Origin of the sequence: Streptococcus oralis, from assembly GCF_026782345.1 — a bacterium.
In the GTDB taxonomy this organism is placed as follows: Bacteria; Bacillota; Bacilli; order Lactobacillales; family Streptococcaceae; genus Streptococcus; species Streptococcus oralis_CK.
This window is the reverse complement of the sequence record NZ_JAKUWI010000001.1, coordinates 604,184-619,963: the sequence shown is the minus strand read 5'-3', so window position 1 is coordinate 619,963 and position 15,780 is coordinate 604,184. Positions and strand designations below refer to the sequence as shown.

Below are 15,780 nucleotides of genomic sequence, written 5' to 3'. Positions count from 1 at the left end.
TTTATCTAGCTTATGATAAGATTTAAGTAAAGAAAAGCTAGAAAACGTTTCAGAGGATATTATGAGTATTGAAATGACCGTCAGTGAGATTGCAGAGGTCCTAGGACTCTCTCGTCAAGCAATCAACAATCGTGTCAAAGAACTTCCAGAAGAGGACACGAAAAAAAATGACAAAGGTGTAACTGTAGTTACTCGAAGTGGCTTGATTAAGCTAGAAGAAATCTATAAAAAAACGATTTTTGAAGATGAACCAGTCAGTGATGATGTCAAACAACGCGAACTGATGGAAATCTTAGTCGATGAGAAAAATGCTGAAATTCTTCGTTTATATGAGCAGCTCAAGGCCAAAGACCAGCAGTTGGCAGAAAAAGATGAACAGATGCGTGTTAAAGATCGACAGATTGCTGAAAAGGACAAACAATTGGACCAACAGCAACAATTAACTCTTCAAGCTATGAAGGATCAAGAAAGTTTGAAACTAGAGTTGGACCAAGCAAAAGAAGAAGTTCAAGCTACCAAAAAAGGCTTTTTTGCTCGCTTATTTGGAGGAAAATAAAGAAGCTGTTTGGGTTATTCACTAACCTGATAGCTTCTTTTATTATTTATGGTTTAAATTGAGTCGGAACTGAGGTAAAAGATGGAAAAATTAAGAGATTACATTGCCTTTGATTTGGAGTTCAATCAATACGAAGGGGTTACCCATTTGATTCAAGTATCAGCAGTTCGCTTTCAAAATGGTCAAGAAATAGGTGCCTTTGATTCTTATGTTCATACTACAGCACCTTTGAAGAGTTTTATCAATGGCTTGACTGGAATCACAGCTGAAACCTTAAAAGATGCGCCAATGGTGGAGCATCTTTTAAGGGATTTTCAGATTTTTGTTGGTAATTTACCTATGGTTGGATACAATGCGGCCAAAAGTGATCTGCCTATTCTCTTGGAGCACGGTATTGATTATCATGACCAGTATAAGGTTGATTTATATGATGAGGCTTTTGAACGGCGTAGTTCTGACTTACACGGCATAGCCAATCTTAAATTACAAACTGTTGCGAATTTTTTAGGTTTTCATGGGAAGTCTCATAATAGTTTAGAGGATGCCCGCATGACGGCGCGTGTTTACGAAGCATTTTTGGAATCGGATGAAGGAAAGCTATTATTAGAAGACCAGAGTAGTTTTTCTATGAATCCCTTTAATAGCTTAGACTTATCTCAATTTTTAGATTAGGAGTGCCTATGAAACCTGAAAAACCTAAAAAGCTAGGTTTTAGGAAAATTTACTATAACCTAGATAAAATACTATTTCTATTTTTCTTGATTTTCATGATGGTAGAGTTTGTTTGGTTACCATTGAATTCATGGATAGCTGGCATACTTCTAAGACAAACAGGTTACTTGTTTATCTCCTACAATAACTTTTGGGCGATTATACAAGGCTCGCCTTTTGTCAGTTTAGCCTTTCTCATTTTAATAGCAATCAATCTTTTAGTGGCTTATTTTCAAATCTGTCTTTTGTTCATCGGGGCGCGTCACCTTCTCTACCATGAAAAGAGAACCCTGATTGAATATAGTCGAAAAGTCTTTCACCAGAGCTTTCTATTTGTCAAACGATTGAGCTTTTGTAAGATGGCCTTTGTCTTCTTTTATGTAGCTCTACTTTTTCCTTTTATTAGGAAAATTTTAAAAATCTACTATCTCAATAAAATTATTATCCCCGATTTTATCGTTACATATCTAGAAGATAAGAACTGGCTGGTAGGGCTGTTGATCATAGCATCCGCTTGGATCTTTCTCTACATTTCTGTTCGTTTCATGTTTGCTCTTCCTAAGATTCTCTTTGAAAGAAAGACAGTAAGAGAAAGTGTGAAATATAGTCTCCAAAAGACGAAGAAAAACGTCCTTTTCTTCTCTTGGCATCTCCTACTCATTATCATTAAAACCTATCTCTTCTTCTTTGTCTTGTTAATTCCCTTGCTCTTTGCTCAGGCTGTAATGGATAATTTTACTCAAAAAGAATCCTTGATTCTTGGTGTGATTAATTTTATCTTGATTAAAAACCTCCATTACATGACCCTGACTTATTTTCTAGTGAAGTTTGTTTCCTTCCTGACAGGAGAAGAGTTGGAGATCATGCCAAGGAGAAAGAAAGACCATCTGATGAGGTGGGGAGTCATGGGGTGTGCAAGTATCTTTTTTGCTTTAGAAGGTTATATCTATCTGGAGTCTCCGGATACCAATACACCTTTAGTGATTTCACACAGAGGAGTAAGTAATAAAAATGGTGTTCAAAATACGGTACAGTCTTTAGAAAAGACAGCCCAACTAAAACCAGACCTCGTCGAGATGGATGTGCAAGAAACGAAAGACGGTCAGTTCGTGGTGATGCACGACGCTAACCTTAAATCGCTAGCAAGAATTAATGCTACACCGCAAGACTTAACTCTGGATGAATTAACAAATACAGATATTTACGAGAATGGATATCAAACAAAGATTTCAAGTTTTGATGATTATTTAGAACGCGCAAATGCTTTAAACCAAAAATTGCTGATTGAGATTAAAACCAGTAAAAAAGATAGTCCACAAATGATGGACCATTTTCTCGAAAAGTATGGAGCGACTATCAAGAAATATGGCCATCAGATGCAATCACTAGACTATCATGTGATTGATAAGGTCTTGGCTTATGATTCTGAAATTCCAGTGTACTTCATTCTGCCATATAATAGTGTGTTTCCGAGAACCAAGGCGACTGGCTATACCATGGAGTATTCAACTTTGGATGAATACTTTGTCAACAAGCTCTGGACAACAGATCAGAAACTATATGTTTGGACTGTGAATAGTTCTGAGTCCTTTGATAAGGCAGTCAGACTTGGAGCAGATGGCGTGATAACGGATGATCTTGAAATGGTCCAGTCACAAGTCACAATGGCTCAAGACGATCCGGAATACACGGAATTACTCTTAAAGAAAGCAATGGAATTCTTTGATTTCTAAGAAAAAAAGAGAAACATCTGTTTCTCTTTTTTTGTGGATTAGAAAGGCAATTTTCCAGCGAAAGCACCGAGTTTCTTCTTAGTCGTTTCATCAATTTGTTCAAGAGCAGCGTTAATCGCTTGAACAGTCATGTCAGAAAGGGTTTCGAGATCTTCTGGATCTACAACTGCTGGGTTGAAGTCAATGCTGACAACTTTTTTGTCACCAGTTAAGGTCGCTTGGACAAGGTCCTGAGCAGATTTTCCAACAAATTCCATGGCAGCGAGTTCTGCTTGGCTTTGTTCCATTTGTTTTTGAAGTTTTTGTGCTTGGCGCATCATGTTTTGCATGTTCATCATGGCGGTTTACAGTTTCCTTTTTCTATTATTTTCTTTTTTATTTTACCAATTTTAGGAGCAAAAGTCTAACAATAGTTTAAAACATCGTAAAGATTGCTTTCTTAAATTTACAAAAATGGATGCCATAATTTTCCGAGCTTTTTCTTGTATTTCAAAAAATATGTTTAAGTTTTCTTTAAGGTTTCTATTATATTCTAAAGAACTCTATATTAACCGAACGTTGAATAAGGGGGATAGAGAATAACCTAAATTTATTTCTTAATTTGTTATGATTTTTCAGATTTTGTTGAATATTGTTCATTTTTCATCCTAAATAATGAGCCGATTCATATAGTGGCTCTTTATCTTTTCTTCATGATAGGCATATATTGTGATATAATAGATGGTAATGAGTTTTTTAGAATAAACTAAAGGAGAATATAAATGATCTATGCAGGAATCCTAGCCGGAGGAACTGGCACACGCATGGGAATCAGTAATTTACCAAAACAATTCTTGGAGTTGGGTGATCGACCTATTTTGATCCACACAATTGAAAAATTTGTCTTAGAACCAAGTATTGAAAAAATTGTAGTTGGAGTTCATGGAGATTGGGTATCTCATGCTGAGGACTTGGTTGACAAGTATCTTTCTCTTCACAAGGATCGCATCATCATTACCAAAGGTGGGGCTGATCGCAATACCAGTATCGAGAAGATAATAGAAGCCATTAATGCCTATCGTCCAATCACTCCAGAAGATATTGTGATTACTCACGACTCTGTTCGTCCATTTATCACACTTCGCATGATTCAGGACAATATAAAACTGGCCCAAAATCATGATGCGGTTGACACAGTAGTAGAAGCGGTTGATACCATTGTTGAAAGTACCAATGGTCAGTTTATCACTGATATTCCAAATCGTGCTCACCTCTATCAAGGACAAACGCCTCAGACTTTCCGTTGTAAGGATTTCATGGATTTGTATGGTTCCCTATCTGATCAAGAAAAAGAAATCCTGACGGATGCATGTAAGATTTTTGTTATCAAAGGGAAGGATGTTGCTCTAGCTAAAGGGGAATATTCAAATCTTAAAATCACAACTGTGACAGACTTGAAAATCGCGAAAAGCATGATTGAGAAAGATTAGGGCTATGATTAATCAAATTTATCAACTGACAAAACCAAAGTTTATCAATGTAAAATACCAAGAAGAGGACATTGATCAGGAGAATCATATCCTGATTCGTCCAAATTATATGGCGGTTTGTCATGCAGATCAACGTTACTATCAAGGGAAACGCGATCCAAAGATATTGGCCAAAAAGCTTCCTATGGCGATGATTCACGAGTCTTGTGGAACTGTTATTTCAGATCCAACTGGGACTTATGAAGTCGGTCAAAAGGTAGTTATGATTCCCAATCAACCGCCTATGCAGAGTGACAAGGAGTTCTACGAGAACTACATGACAGGGACCTACTTCCTATCTAGTGGCTATGACGGCTTTATGCGAGAATTTGTCTCTCTTCCAAAAGATCGTGTTGTGTCTTATAATGACATTGAGGACACAGTTGCTGCCATCACCGAGTTTGTAAGTGTTGGCATGCATGCTATGGCTCGATTCCTGCATCTTGCTCATAGCAAGCGAGAGCGAATCGCTGTTATCGGAGATGGTAGTTTGGCCTTTGTGGTTGCAAATATCATCAATTACACCTTGCCAGAAGCAGAGATTATCGTCATTGGTCGCCATTGGGAAAAATTGGAGCTCTTCTCTTTTGCAAAAGAGTGCTATATCACGGATAATATCCCAGAGGATTTGACCTTTGATCATGGATTTGAGTGTTGCGGTGGTGATGGTACAGGCCCAGCTATCAATGACTTGATTCGCTATATTCGTCCACAGGGAACGATTCTCATGATGGGAGTGAGCGAATACAAGGTTAATATCAATACACGAGATGCTTTGGAAAAAGGATTGTTATTAGTAGGCTCATCTCGTTCAGGACGCGTCGATTTTGAGAAGGCCATTCAAATGATGGAAGTTAAAAAGTTTGCGAATCGTCTGAAGAATATCCTTTATGTTGAAGAGCCTGTGAGAGAAATCAAGGACATTCACCGTGTCTTTGCTACAGACCTAAATACTGCTTTCAAAACAGTATTTAAGTGGGAAGTGTAGAAGATGGAGGTTAATTGTGGAGAAACTCATCAAAGAAAAAATTTCTTCTTTACTATCTAATGAAGAGGAAGTACTCAGTGTTGAACAGCTGGGAGGCATGACCAATCAAAACTATTTGGTTAAAACAACCAACAAACAGTATATTGTGAAATTTTTTGGTAAAGGGACTGAAAAACTCATCAATCGTCAAAATGAAAAGTACAATCTTGAACTTTTAGAGGATTTAGATTTAGATGTCAAAAATTATCTTTTTGATATTGAGTCAGGGATCAAAGTAAATGAATACATCGAATCAGCAGTAACTCTTGATTCAACATCAATTAAGTCCAAGTTTGAAAAGATTGCACCAATTTTACAAACCATCCACGCTTCAGGGAAAGAATTAAGAGGAGAATTTGCTCCTTTTGAGGAAATCAGCAAATATGAATCCTTGATTGAGGGACCTATCCCTTATGAAAACTATGAAGCTGTAAGAAAAGATGTATTTTCACTAGAAAAGAGATTGGCTGATTTGGGTGTTGATAGAAAGTCCTGTCACATCGATTTGGTACCAGAAAACTTTATCGAGTCACCACAAGGTCGTTTGTATTTGATTGACTGGGAATACTCTTCTATGAATGACCCGATGTGGGATTTGGCAGCTCTTTTCTTAGAGTCTGAATTTACAAAGCAAGAGGAAGATGATTTCCTTTCCTACTATGAAAGTGACAAAACGCCTGTATCACGTGAGAAGATTCGTATCTATAAAATCTTGCAAGATACTATCTGGAGTTTGTGGACAGTGTACAAAGAAGCTCAAGGGGCTGATTTTGGAGATTACGGTGTCAATCGTTACCAAAGAGCTGTCGAAGGTTTGACTTATTATGGAGGTTAGGATGAAGAATAAAAATGGTGTTTCCTTTGGTCTGCTCTCTGGTATCTTCTGGGGATTAGGTCTAACGATTAGTGCTTATATCTTTTCAATTTTTACAAATCTTTCACCCTTTGTGGTGGCTGCTGCTCATGATTTCTTGAGTATCTTTATCTTGTTAGCTTTTCTTTTGGTAAAAGAAGGAAAAGTTCGTCTCTCGATTTTCTTAAATATTCGAAATGTAAGTGTAATTATCGGAGCTTTACTAGCAGGACCAATAGGTATGCAGGCCAATCTTTATGCGGTTAAATATATCGGTAGTTCTCTAGCTTCATCTGTATCAGCTATTTACCCAGCAGTTTCAGTTTTACTAGCCTTCTTCATTTTGAAACACAAGGTTTCAAAGAATACAGTATTCGGTGTTTTCTTGATTATTGCAGCGATCATTGCTCAAACTTACAAGGTTGAACAAGTAAACTCGTTTTACATTGGGATTCTTTGTGCCCTTATCTGTGCCATTGCCTGGGGGAGTGAAAGTGTTCTCAGTTCCTATGCTATGGAAAGTGATTTAAGTGAAATTGAAGCCTTGTTAATCCGACAAGTAACCTCATTCCTGTCCTATCTTGTGATTGTGCTCTTTTCTCACCACTCATTTGCAGAAGTGGCAGATGGGCAGTTACTAGTCCTTTTGATTGTCTTTGCAGCCTTTGATATGATTTCCTACTTAGCTTATTATATCGCTATTAATCGTTTGCAACCTGCGAAAGCGACAGGTTTGAATGTGAGCTATGTAGTTTGGACTGTCTTATTTGCAGCTATTTTCTTAGGTGCACCGCTAGATATGCTGACAATTATCACTTCACTTATTGTTATGGCTGGTGTTTATATTATTATTAAAGAATAAAGGAGATTCATGTGAAAGCGATTATTTTAGCAGCGGGATTAGGAACTCGTCTGCGCCCTATGACTGAAAATACCCCAAAAGCTTTGGTTAAGGTTAATCAAAAACCTTTGGTAGAATACCAAATCGAGTTTTTGAAAGAGAGAGGAATTGATGAGATTATCATCGTTGTCGGTTACCTCAAAGAACAATTTGACTACCTAAAAGAAAAATATGGTGTCCGTTTAGTCTTTAACGACAAGTATGCTGATTACAATAACTTTTACTCACTTTATCTAGTAAAAGAAGATTTGGCTAACAGCTACGTCATCGATGCAGATAACTATCTTTTCAAAAATATGTTTCGAAACGATCTTAAACGTTCTACCTATTTTAGCGTTTATCGTGAAGACTGTACGAACGAGTGGTTCTTGGTTTACGGTGATGACTACAAGGTTCAAGATATTATTGTTGACAGCAAAGCTGGTCGCATTCTGAGCGGAGTTTCATTCTGGGATGCACCAACTGCTGAGAAGATTGTTGGCTTTATTGACAAAGCTTACGAAAGTGGTGAATTTGTTGATCTCTACTGGGACAACATGGTTAAGGATAATATCAAAGAATTAGATGTCTATGTCGAAGAATTAGAAGGAAATAGCATCTATGAAATTGATAGTGTAAAAGATTACCATAAGTTAGAAGAGATTTTATCTACTATTGAGTAAGGAAAGAGAAGAAGGCTTGAGCCTTCTTTTTTTGTAGATTTTAAAACAGAAATGTTTGATATTGATTATATTCTTGAAACAAAACAAAAATTACAAAAAAATGAACAAAATGAAACAAAAAATATTGACAACGATTTCATATAGTGTTATACTTATACCATAAAAGATAATTGAAAGAAGGGAAAAGGTTATGGGATTAGATCATTTCTTTGACAAAAACCTGGTGTTTTGCTTAGAAGCGGATAATCAAGAACAACTTTTTAATCAGGTGGCAACCTTATTGGAAGAACGAGAAATCGTTACTCCAACTTATCGTGAAGCCTTGATCGCGCGTGAGAAGTCATTTCCAACTGGTTTAGATATGGAATTTTTGGGGAAAGATTTACCAAATGTGGCTATTCCTCATACAGATATTGTTCATAATCTAGCTGAGAAAGTAGTGGTTGTTCGATTAGAAAAACCAGTAACTTTTCACAACATGATTGCTCCTGATAGAGAGGTTGAAGTTTCACTGCTCTTCTTTATCATTAACAACTCAAGTTCAAGTCAAACGAATATTCTGGCTCAGTTGATGGATTTCTTTACAGGGAAGGATCATCTAGAAGATTTATCAAAAATTTCTGAACCAGAAAAACTTTATGCTTATATTGCTGAAGCAACAGCTTAATCTTGTCTATTAAAATATAAAATCGGAGGAAATCCAAATGATTAAAATTCTTGCTGCCTGCGGTGCAGGTGTTAACTCAAGTCACCAAATTAAAAGTGCTCTAGAAGAAGAACTCTCAAATCGTGGTTATGACGTTCACTGTGATGCAGTCATGGTGAAAGATGTAAACGAAGACCTTATCAAGGGCTACGATATCTTTACACCAATCGCTGCAACTGACCTTGGTTTTGAACCAGGTATTCCAGTAATTGAAGCTGGACCAATCTTGTTCCGTATTCCAGCAATGAGTGCTCCAGTATTTGACAATATTGAAGCAGCTATCAAAGAACACGGACTAAGCTAATTTATTCTTTATCTTGTTAACATTCATATAACTAAAAAAACGGGAGGAACTATTATGGATGTCATTATCAATCTGGCCAACGATATCTTCAAACCTATCTTGGCTATGGGTGGCCCTATCATCATGCTGATCATTTTGACAGTATTGGCCCTACTTTTTGGAGTGAAATTCTCCAAAGCGCTTGAAGGTGGTATCAAACTTGCTATCGCCCTTACTGGTATCGGTGCTATCATTGGTATGCTCAACGGAGCTTTCTCAGCATCACTTGCGAAATTCGTTGAAAACACTGGTATTCAATTGAACATCACTGACGTTGGTTGGGCACCACTTGCTACCATCACTTGGGGTTCTGCCTGGACACTTTACTTCTTGCTTGTGATGTTGATTGTCAACGTTGTGATGCTTGCAATGAAGAAAACAGACACACTTGACGTTGATATCTTCGATATCTGGCACTTGTCAATCACTGGTCTTTTGATCAAATGGTACGCAGACAACAATGGAGTTAGCCAAGGGGTTTCACTTTTCATCGCAACTGCAGCAGTTGTCCTTGTAGGTATTTTGAAAATCATCAACTCTGACTTGATGAAACCAACATTCGACGACCTTCTTAACGCACCAAGTTCATCTCCAATGACTTCAACTCACATGAACTACATGATGAACCCAGTTATCATGGTTTTGGATAAGATTTTTGATAAAGTATTGCCTGGTCTTGATAAATACGACTTTGACGCTGCTAAATTGAACAAAAAAATCGGTTTCTGGGGATCTAAATTCTTCATCGGTTTCATCCTTGGTATTGTTATCGGTTTGATGGGAACTCCACATCCAGTTGCTGGAGTAGAAGAAGCAGCATCTTGGGAACTTGTTATTAAAGGTTGGTTGAGCCTTGGTTTGACTGCCGGTGTCTGCTTGGAGCTCTTCTCACTTATCGGATCTTGGTTCATCGCAGCCGTAGAACCACTTTCACAAGGTATTACAAACGTTGCTACTAAACGTCTTCAAGGACGTAAATTTAACATCGGTCTTGACTGGCCTTTCATCGCTGGTCGTGCTGAAATCTGGGCTTGTGCCAACGTACTTGCTCCAATCATGCTAGTAGAAGCTGTACTTCTTTCTAAAGTCGGAAATGGTATCTTGCCACTTGCAGGTATCATCGCAATGGGTGTAACTCCAGCTCTCTTGGTAGTTACTCGTGGTAAATTGCTCCGTATGATTATCTTTGGAACTCTCTTGTTGCCACTCTTCCTTCTTTCAGGTACACTTATTGCACCATTTGCAACTGAACTTGCTAAAGGTGTAGGTGCCTTCCCAGAAGGTGTGAGTCAAACTCAATTGATTACTCACTCAACTCTTGAAGGACCAATCGAAAAACTTCTTGGTTGGGCAATTGGTAATGCCACAACAGGTGATATCAAAGCAATCCTTGGTGCAGTAGTCTTCCTTGTATTCTATGTAGGTATCTTTGCTTGGTATAGAAAACAAATGATTAAACGTAATGAAGAATACGCAGCAAATGCTAAATAATTCGCTCCTATAAAATGTAAATTGTGAAAACTAGGTTGTCAGTTTCCTAATGGGGAGTGACAGCCTAGTTTTTTATAAACTATCAAGAAATCGGAGAAAATAATGGTAATTGAAATAAAATCAGAGCAATTGACGGTCCAATTTAAAACTTTTGGTGGTGCCTTGTCGTCAATCAAGGATCGAGATGGCGTTGAGTACTTGTGGCAAGGAGATGCCACCTATTGGAGTGGGCAAGCTCCTGTACTTTTTCCAATCTGTGGTTCTTTAAGAGAGGATACAGCCTTCTACAGTCACGCAGATGGACCTGAGACGAAAGGAACTATTCCTCGACATGGTTTGGTTCGCAAAAAAGAATTTGAATTAGTTGATCAAACAGAAAACAGCGTAACCTTTGCTATCGAAGATGATGAGAATACTTATCAGAACTATCCTTATCATTTCCGCCTTGAAATCACTTATAAGGTTACTGGCAAGATAGTTCGTACTCAATACAAGATTTTCAATAAAGAAACCAATAAAGTAATGCCATTCTTTATAGGAGGACATCCAGGATTTAATTGCCCTCTACTAGATGGCGAAACTTATGAAGACTACTATTTAGAGTTTGAGAAAGAAGAGACTTGCTCTGTTCCGCGTCCATTCCCAGAAACAGGAATGTTAGACTTCCAAGATAGAAGTCCATGGTTGGATTCACAAAAGGAAGTGGATCTCAGTTACGATCTGTTTCGTGTTGATGCAGTGACTTTGGATGAGTTGCAATCTAGAACAATTTCCCTTCGTTCTCGTAAGAATGAGAAGGGATTAAAAGTACACTTCCAAGAGTTCTCAAATCTCATCATTTGGTCAACTTTGAATAAGGGACCTTTCATCGCTTTTGAACCTTGGTCAGGCTTATCAACATCCCTTGAAGAAGGAGATCATCTAGAAGATAAGAATAATGTTCGGCTCTTGGAACCATGCCAATTCGATCAGATTGGCTTTGATATTGAAATCTTTTAGATTAAAAAATAAAACACAAAAACAAACATTAAGTGTTGACTTTTTCTAAAAATAGGAGTATATTATGTTTGTAAACAACAAATGATGTTTGTAACAAACAAATAATCGCTTGTTATATTCTCTTTAACGGAGAAAGTTTGTTTCCAGGAGATTGATTTCCTGGACTTGGATAAGGTGTTATTCATCTCATTCAATCAAATTTGTCAATAAACTGCTAGAAAACTTTTTGTAGGTGAACTGCTAACTATAAAAGGTTTTACTAGCCTAGAATAATAAAAAGGAGTAAACAATATGTCTATTGTTATCGGTGCAGATGCTGCAGGTTTGAGATTGAAAGAAGTTGTGAAAGACTTCTTGGAAAAAGAAAACTTCCACGTTGTGGATGTTACAGCTGAAGGTCAAGACTTTGTTGATGTGACTCTTGCTGTTGCTGCAGAAGTAAACAAAGAAGAACAAAACCTTGGTATCGTGATTGATGCTTATGGTGCTGGTCCATTCATGGTTGCAACTAAAATCAAAGGAATGGTTGCTGCTGAAGTTTCAGATGAACGTTCAGCCTATATGACTCGTGGACACAACAACTCACGTATGATCACTATGGGTGCACAACTTGTTGGTGATGAATTGGCTAAGAATATTGCTAAAGGTTTTGTTAACGGCAAATACGACGGTGGCCGTCACCAAATTCGTGTTGATATGTTGAACAAAATGTGCTAATTAGATTACAGTAAGAAAGGTAAGTTAAAAATGAGAATTGCAATTGGATGTGACCACATCGTAACAGATGAAAAAATGGCGGTTTCAGAATTTTTGAAATCAAAAGGATATGAAGTCATCGACTTTGGTACCTATGACCACACACGTACTCACTACCCAATCTTTGGTAAAAAAGTTGGTGAAGCCGTTACAAGCGGTCAAGCTGATCTTGGGGTATGTATCTGTGGTACTGGTGTTGGTATCAACAACGCTGTAAATAAAGTTCCAGGAGTTCGTTCTGCCTTGGTTCGTGATATGACAACAGCTCTTTATGCCAAAGAACAATTGAACGCCAACGTTATTGGTTTTGGTGGTAAAATCACTGGTGAATTGCTCATGTGTGATATCATTGAAGCTTTCATCAATGCTGAATACAAACCATCAAAAGAAAACAAAAAATTGATTGCGAAAATTGAGCACGTTGAAACTCACAATGCTCATCAAGCAGATGCAAACTTCTTTACAGAATTCCTTGAAAAATGGGATCGCGGTGAATACCACGACTAAGAGGTGACGCATGATTTTAACAGTCACAATGAATCCATCCATTGATATTTCTTATCCTTTGGATGAATTGAAAATTGATACTGTCAACCGTGTGGTGGACGTGACCAAGACAGCTGGTGGTAAAGGGCTCAATGTTACACGAGTTCTTTCAGAATTTGGTGATTCTGTTGCTGCTACCGGTTTGGTCGGTGGTAAACTTGGTGAGTTTTTAGTAGATCATATTGACGATAAAGTAACGAAACGTTTCTTCTCCATTCAAGGAGAGACTCGTAACTGTATCGCTATTCTACATGGTGACAACCAAACAGAAATTCTTGAGAAAGGGCCTGAAGTTCTGGAGCAAGAAGGTCAAGATTTCTTGGTTCATTTCGAGAATCTTCTCGACACTGTGGAAGTAGTTGCTATCTCGGGTAGTCTGCCAGCTGGTCTTCCAGTTGACTACTATGCAAGCTTAGTAGAACTTGCTAATCGCGCAGGAAAACCAGTTGTTCTGGATTGCTCAGGTGCTGCCCTTCAGGCGGTTCTTGAATCACCACATAAACCAACAGTTATTAAACCAAATAACGAAGAATTGTCTCAGCTTCTTGGGAAAGAAGTTTCTGAGGATTTGGATGAATTAAAAGAAGTTCTTCAAGAGCCTTTATTTGCAGGGATTGAGTGGATAATTGTTTCACTTGGTGCAAATGGTGCTTTTGCCAAACATGGTGATACTTTCTACAAGGTAGATATTCCTAGAATTCAGGTAGTCAACCCTGTCGGATCTGGAGATTCTACTGTTGCAGGTATTTCCTCAGGACTTCTTCGTAAGGAATCGGATGCAGAACTCCTCATCAAGGCAAATGTCCTTGGTATGCTCAATGCTCAAGAAAAGATGACAGGTCATGTCAATATGGCTAACTATCAAACTCTATATGATCAATTAACAGTAAAAGAGGTATAAAATGGCTTTAACAGAACAAAAACGTGCACGCTTAGAAAAACTTTCAGATGAAAATGGAATCATCTCAGCTCTTGCCTTTGACCAACGTGGTGCTTTGAAACGCCTTATGGCTCAATACCAAACAGGAGAGCCAACAGTGGCTCAAATGGAAGAACTCAAAGTCTTGGTAGCAGATGAATTGACAAAATACGCATCATCTATGCTTCTCGACCCTGAGTATGGTCTTCCAGCTACAAAAGCGCTTGATGCCAACGCCGGTCTTCTCCTTGCTTATGAGAAAACTGGCTACGACACAACAAGCACCAAACGCTTGCCAGACTGCTTGGATGTTTGGTCTGCCAAACGCATCAAAGAACAAGGCGCAGACGCTGTTAAGTTCTTGCTTTACTATGACGTAGACAGTTCTGACGAACTCAACCAAGAAAAACAAGCCTACATCGAACGTATCGGCTCTGAGTGTGTGGCAGAAGACATTCCATTCTTCCTTGAAATCTTGGCTTACGATGAAAAAATCGCTGATGCTGGCTCTGCAGAATACGCAAAAGTGAAACCACACAAGGTTATTGGTGCCATGAAAGTCTTCTCAGACCCACGCTTTAACATCGATGTCTTGAAAGTAGAAGTTCCAGTCAATATTAAATACGTTGAAGGCTTTGGTGATGGTGAAATCGTTCATACTCGCGAAGAAGCTGCAGCCTTCTTCAAAGCACAAGATGAAGCAACTAACTTGCCATACATCTACTTGAGTGCTGGTGTATCAGCTAAACTCTTCCAAGATACTCTTGTATTTGCCCATGAATCAGGTGCAAATTTCAATGGTGTTCTTTGTGGCCGTGCTACATGGGCTGGATCAGTTGAAGCTTACATCAAAGATGGTGAAGCAGCAGCTCGCGAATGGCTTCGCACAACTGGTTTTGAAAACATTGACGAACTCAACAAAGTTCTTCAAACAACAGCGACTTCATGGAAAGAACGCGTGTAAAATCTTCCTCCTAGTTTAGGAACATGAATCTAAAAAAATTTTTAAAAAAAGTTACATGTAAAGGTTTACAAAATAACTTACTTGTGTTATACTTGAATCACAAGTTAATACAAGGTGAGTGTTACTAAGTAATATTAGGCATGATCACAGGTGGATTAGAAATCAAAGGATTTTCTAGTTCATTTGTGGTCATTTTTTGTACTCATATACCTTTAAGATATAAAAGGAGGTTGACATGTATCGAATTCTAAATCCAATGAATCACAATGTTTCACTTGTCAGAAATGATAAAGGAGAAGAGGTGATTGTAATTGGTAAAGGGATTACATTTGGGAAGAAGAAGGGGGATTTGATTGCTGAACATCAGGTTGAGAAAATCTTTCGGATGAAGACCGAAGAGTCCAGAGAAAACTTTATGGCTCTTCTCAAAGATGTTCCGCTTGATTTTATCACAGTAACCTACGAGATCATTGATAATCTTTCTAAGAAATATCACTATCCGATTCAAGAATATCTCTATGTGACCTTGACAGATCATATTTACTGTTCCTATCAAGCTCTAACACAAGGAAGGTACAAGGATAGCAATCTACCAGATATTTCTACTAAGTATCCTGTCGCTTTTCAAATCGCAAACGAAGCTTTTAAAATCTATCGTCAGAAGTTGACAGATCATTTCCCTGAGGATGAAATTATTCGGATTGCTTATCATTTCATCAATGCCGAAGGTGAGAATGAAGTGGAAGTTGTTGAGTCGATTGATAAGAGGAAAGAAATTCTCAGGAATGTCGAAGAAGTGCTGAAAAGTTACGCTATTCAACGAACCAAAAAGAATAACCATTTCTATGATCGCTTTATGATTCATTTGAATTATTTCTTGGATTATTTAGACAGATCTAGAGATGATAACCAATCACTTCTGGATATGGAAGATCATATCAAACAATCCTATCCAAAGGCATTTGAGGTCGGCTCCAAGATTTATGATGTGATTACGCAACATACGGGTCTTGATTTGTATAAAAGTGAACGAGTTTATCTAGTTCTACATATCCAACGTTTATTGTCATAAAAATTTAATTAAAAATACATAAGGAGAATTCTA

At 37.9% G+C, this 15,780-nt stretch carries 18 protein-coding genes; 17 read left to right on the top strand and 1 reads right to left on the bottom strand.

The genetic code is table 11. The features are described 5' to 3' along the window. Positions 1-61: 61 nt before the first annotated feature. From rocS to MK405_RS03035, 3 genes are all read left to right on the top strand, one after another. Positions 62-556 (top strand): chromosome segregation protein RocS, encoded by a 495-nt coding sequence (gene rocS / locus MK405_RS03045; RefSeq protein WP_000021249.1) that lies wholly within the window; start codon positions 62-64, stop codon positions 554-556. 81 nt (positions 557-637) lie between these two features. After that, positions 638-1,228 carry a 3'-5' exonuclease gene (locus MK405_RS03040; RefSeq protein ID WP_268704287.1) on the top strand — a complete coding sequence of 197 codons (591 nt, stop codon included), beginning with the start codon at positions 638-640 and terminating at the stop codon, positions 1,226-1,228. An 8-nt stretch (positions 1,229-1,236) separates the two neighbouring features. Then, entirely contained in the window at positions 1,237-3,000 is a 1,764-nt protein-coding gene (locus MK405_RS03035) for a glycerophosphoryl diester phosphodiesterase membrane domain-containing protein (RefSeq protein ID WP_045617045.1), read from the top strand. A 38-nt stretch (positions 3,001-3,038) separates the two neighbouring features. On the opposite strand, the gene MK405_RS03030 is transcribed toward MK405_RS03035, so the two are convergent. Further along, positions 3,039-3,338: a YbaB/EbfC family nucleoid-associated protein gene (locus MK405_RS03030; RefSeq protein WP_000981516.1), complete on the bottom strand. Its 300-nt coding sequence runs from the start codon at positions 3,336-3,338 to the stop codon at positions 3,039-3,041. Between the two features lie 423 nt (positions 3,339-3,761). On the opposite strand from MK405_RS03030, the gene MK405_RS03025 reads away from it, so the two are divergent. From MK405_RS03025 to MK405_RS02960, 14 genes are all read left to right on the top strand, one after another. Beyond that, the gene (locus MK405_RS03025; RefSeq protein WP_000638516.1) at positions 3,762-4,469 is read left to right on the top strand and encodes an IspD/TarI family cytidylyltransferase; all 708 of its coding nucleotides are present in this window, start codon (positions 3,762-3,764) and stop codon (positions 4,467-4,469) included. 4 nt (positions 4,470-4,473) lie between these two features. After that, positions 4,474-5,496: a ribitol-5-phosphate dehydrogenase gene (locus tag MK405_RS03020; protein ID WP_084867180.1), complete on the top strand. Its 1,023-nt coding sequence runs from the start codon at positions 4,474-4,476 to the stop codon at positions 5,494-5,496. Positions 5,497-5,512: 16 nt separating this feature from the next. Then, complete coding sequence (locus MK405_RS03015) at positions 5,513-6,370, top strand: phosphotransferase family protein (RefSeq protein ID WP_125389428.1); 858 nt, start codon at positions 5,513-5,515, stop codon at positions 6,368-6,370. A gap of 1 nt (position 6,371) precedes the next feature. Next, positions 6,372-7,250 carry a DMT family transporter gene (locus tag MK405_RS03010; protein ID WP_070535240.1) on the top strand — a complete coding sequence of 293 codons (879 nt, stop codon included), beginning with the start codon at positions 6,372-6,374 and terminating at the stop codon, positions 7,248-7,250. A gap of 11 nt (positions 7,251-7,261) precedes the next feature. Continuing rightward, positions 7,262-7,951, top strand: coding sequence for a sugar phosphate nucleotidyltransferase (locus MK405_RS03005; RefSeq protein WP_000643950.1), 690 nt, complete (start codon positions 7,262-7,264; stop codon positions 7,949-7,951). A 190-nt stretch (positions 7,952-8,141) separates the two neighbouring features. Continuing rightward, positions 8,142-8,618, top strand: a complete 477-nt coding sequence (locus MK405_RS03000) for a PTS sugar transporter subunit IIA (protein WP_000521983.1) — start codon at positions 8,142-8,144, stop codon at positions 8,616-8,618. A 37-nt stretch (positions 8,619-8,655) separates the two neighbouring features. Then, positions 8,656-8,961 carry a PTS sugar transporter subunit IIB gene (locus MK405_RS02995; protein WP_000590551.1) on the top strand — a complete coding sequence of 102 codons (306 nt, stop codon included), beginning with the start codon at positions 8,656-8,658 and terminating at the stop codon, positions 8,959-8,961. A gap of 54 nt (positions 8,962-9,015) precedes the next feature. Continuing rightward, complete coding sequence (locus MK405_RS02990) at positions 9,016-10,491, top strand: PTS galactitol transporter subunit IIC (protein WP_000382524.1); 1,476 nt, start codon at positions 9,016-9,018, stop codon at positions 10,489-10,491. 102 nt (positions 10,492-10,593) lie between these two features. Beyond that, complete coding sequence (locus tag MK405_RS02985; RefSeq protein WP_268704286.1) at positions 10,594-11,490, top strand: aldose 1-epimerase family protein; 897 nt, start codon at positions 10,594-10,596, stop codon at positions 11,488-11,490. A gap of 291 nt (positions 11,491-11,781) precedes the next feature. Next, positions 11,782-12,207, top strand: coding sequence for a galactose-6-phosphate isomerase subunit LacA (gene lacA, locus MK405_RS02980; protein ID WP_000029277.1), 426 nt, complete (start codon positions 11,782-11,784; stop codon positions 12,205-12,207). A 30-nt stretch (positions 12,208-12,237) separates the two neighbouring features. Beyond that, positions 12,238-12,753, top strand: coding sequence for a galactose-6-phosphate isomerase subunit LacB (gene lacB, locus MK405_RS02975; protein ID WP_084849617.1), 516 nt, complete (start codon positions 12,238-12,240; stop codon positions 12,751-12,753). A gap of 10 nt (positions 12,754-12,763) precedes the next feature. Then, positions 12,764-13,693 carry a tagatose-6-phosphate kinase gene (locus MK405_RS02970; RefSeq protein WP_084849618.1) on the top strand — a complete coding sequence of 310 codons (930 nt, stop codon included), beginning with the start codon at positions 12,764-12,766 and terminating at the stop codon, positions 13,691-13,693. 1 nt (position 13,694) lies between these two features. After that, positions 13,695-14,675 carry a tagatose-bisphosphate aldolase gene (gene lacD, locus MK405_RS02965; protein WP_268704285.1) on the top strand — a complete coding sequence of 327 codons (981 nt, stop codon included), beginning with the start codon at positions 13,695-13,697 and terminating at the stop codon, positions 14,673-14,675. Between the two features lie 235 nt (positions 14,676-14,910). Next, on the top strand, positions 14,911-15,747 hold the full coding sequence (locus tag MK405_RS02960) for a PRD domain-containing protein (protein WP_084849620.1): 837 nt from the start codon (positions 14,911-14,913) through the stop codon (positions 15,745-15,747). The last annotated feature ends 33 nt before the right edge of the window (positions 15,748-15,780 follow it).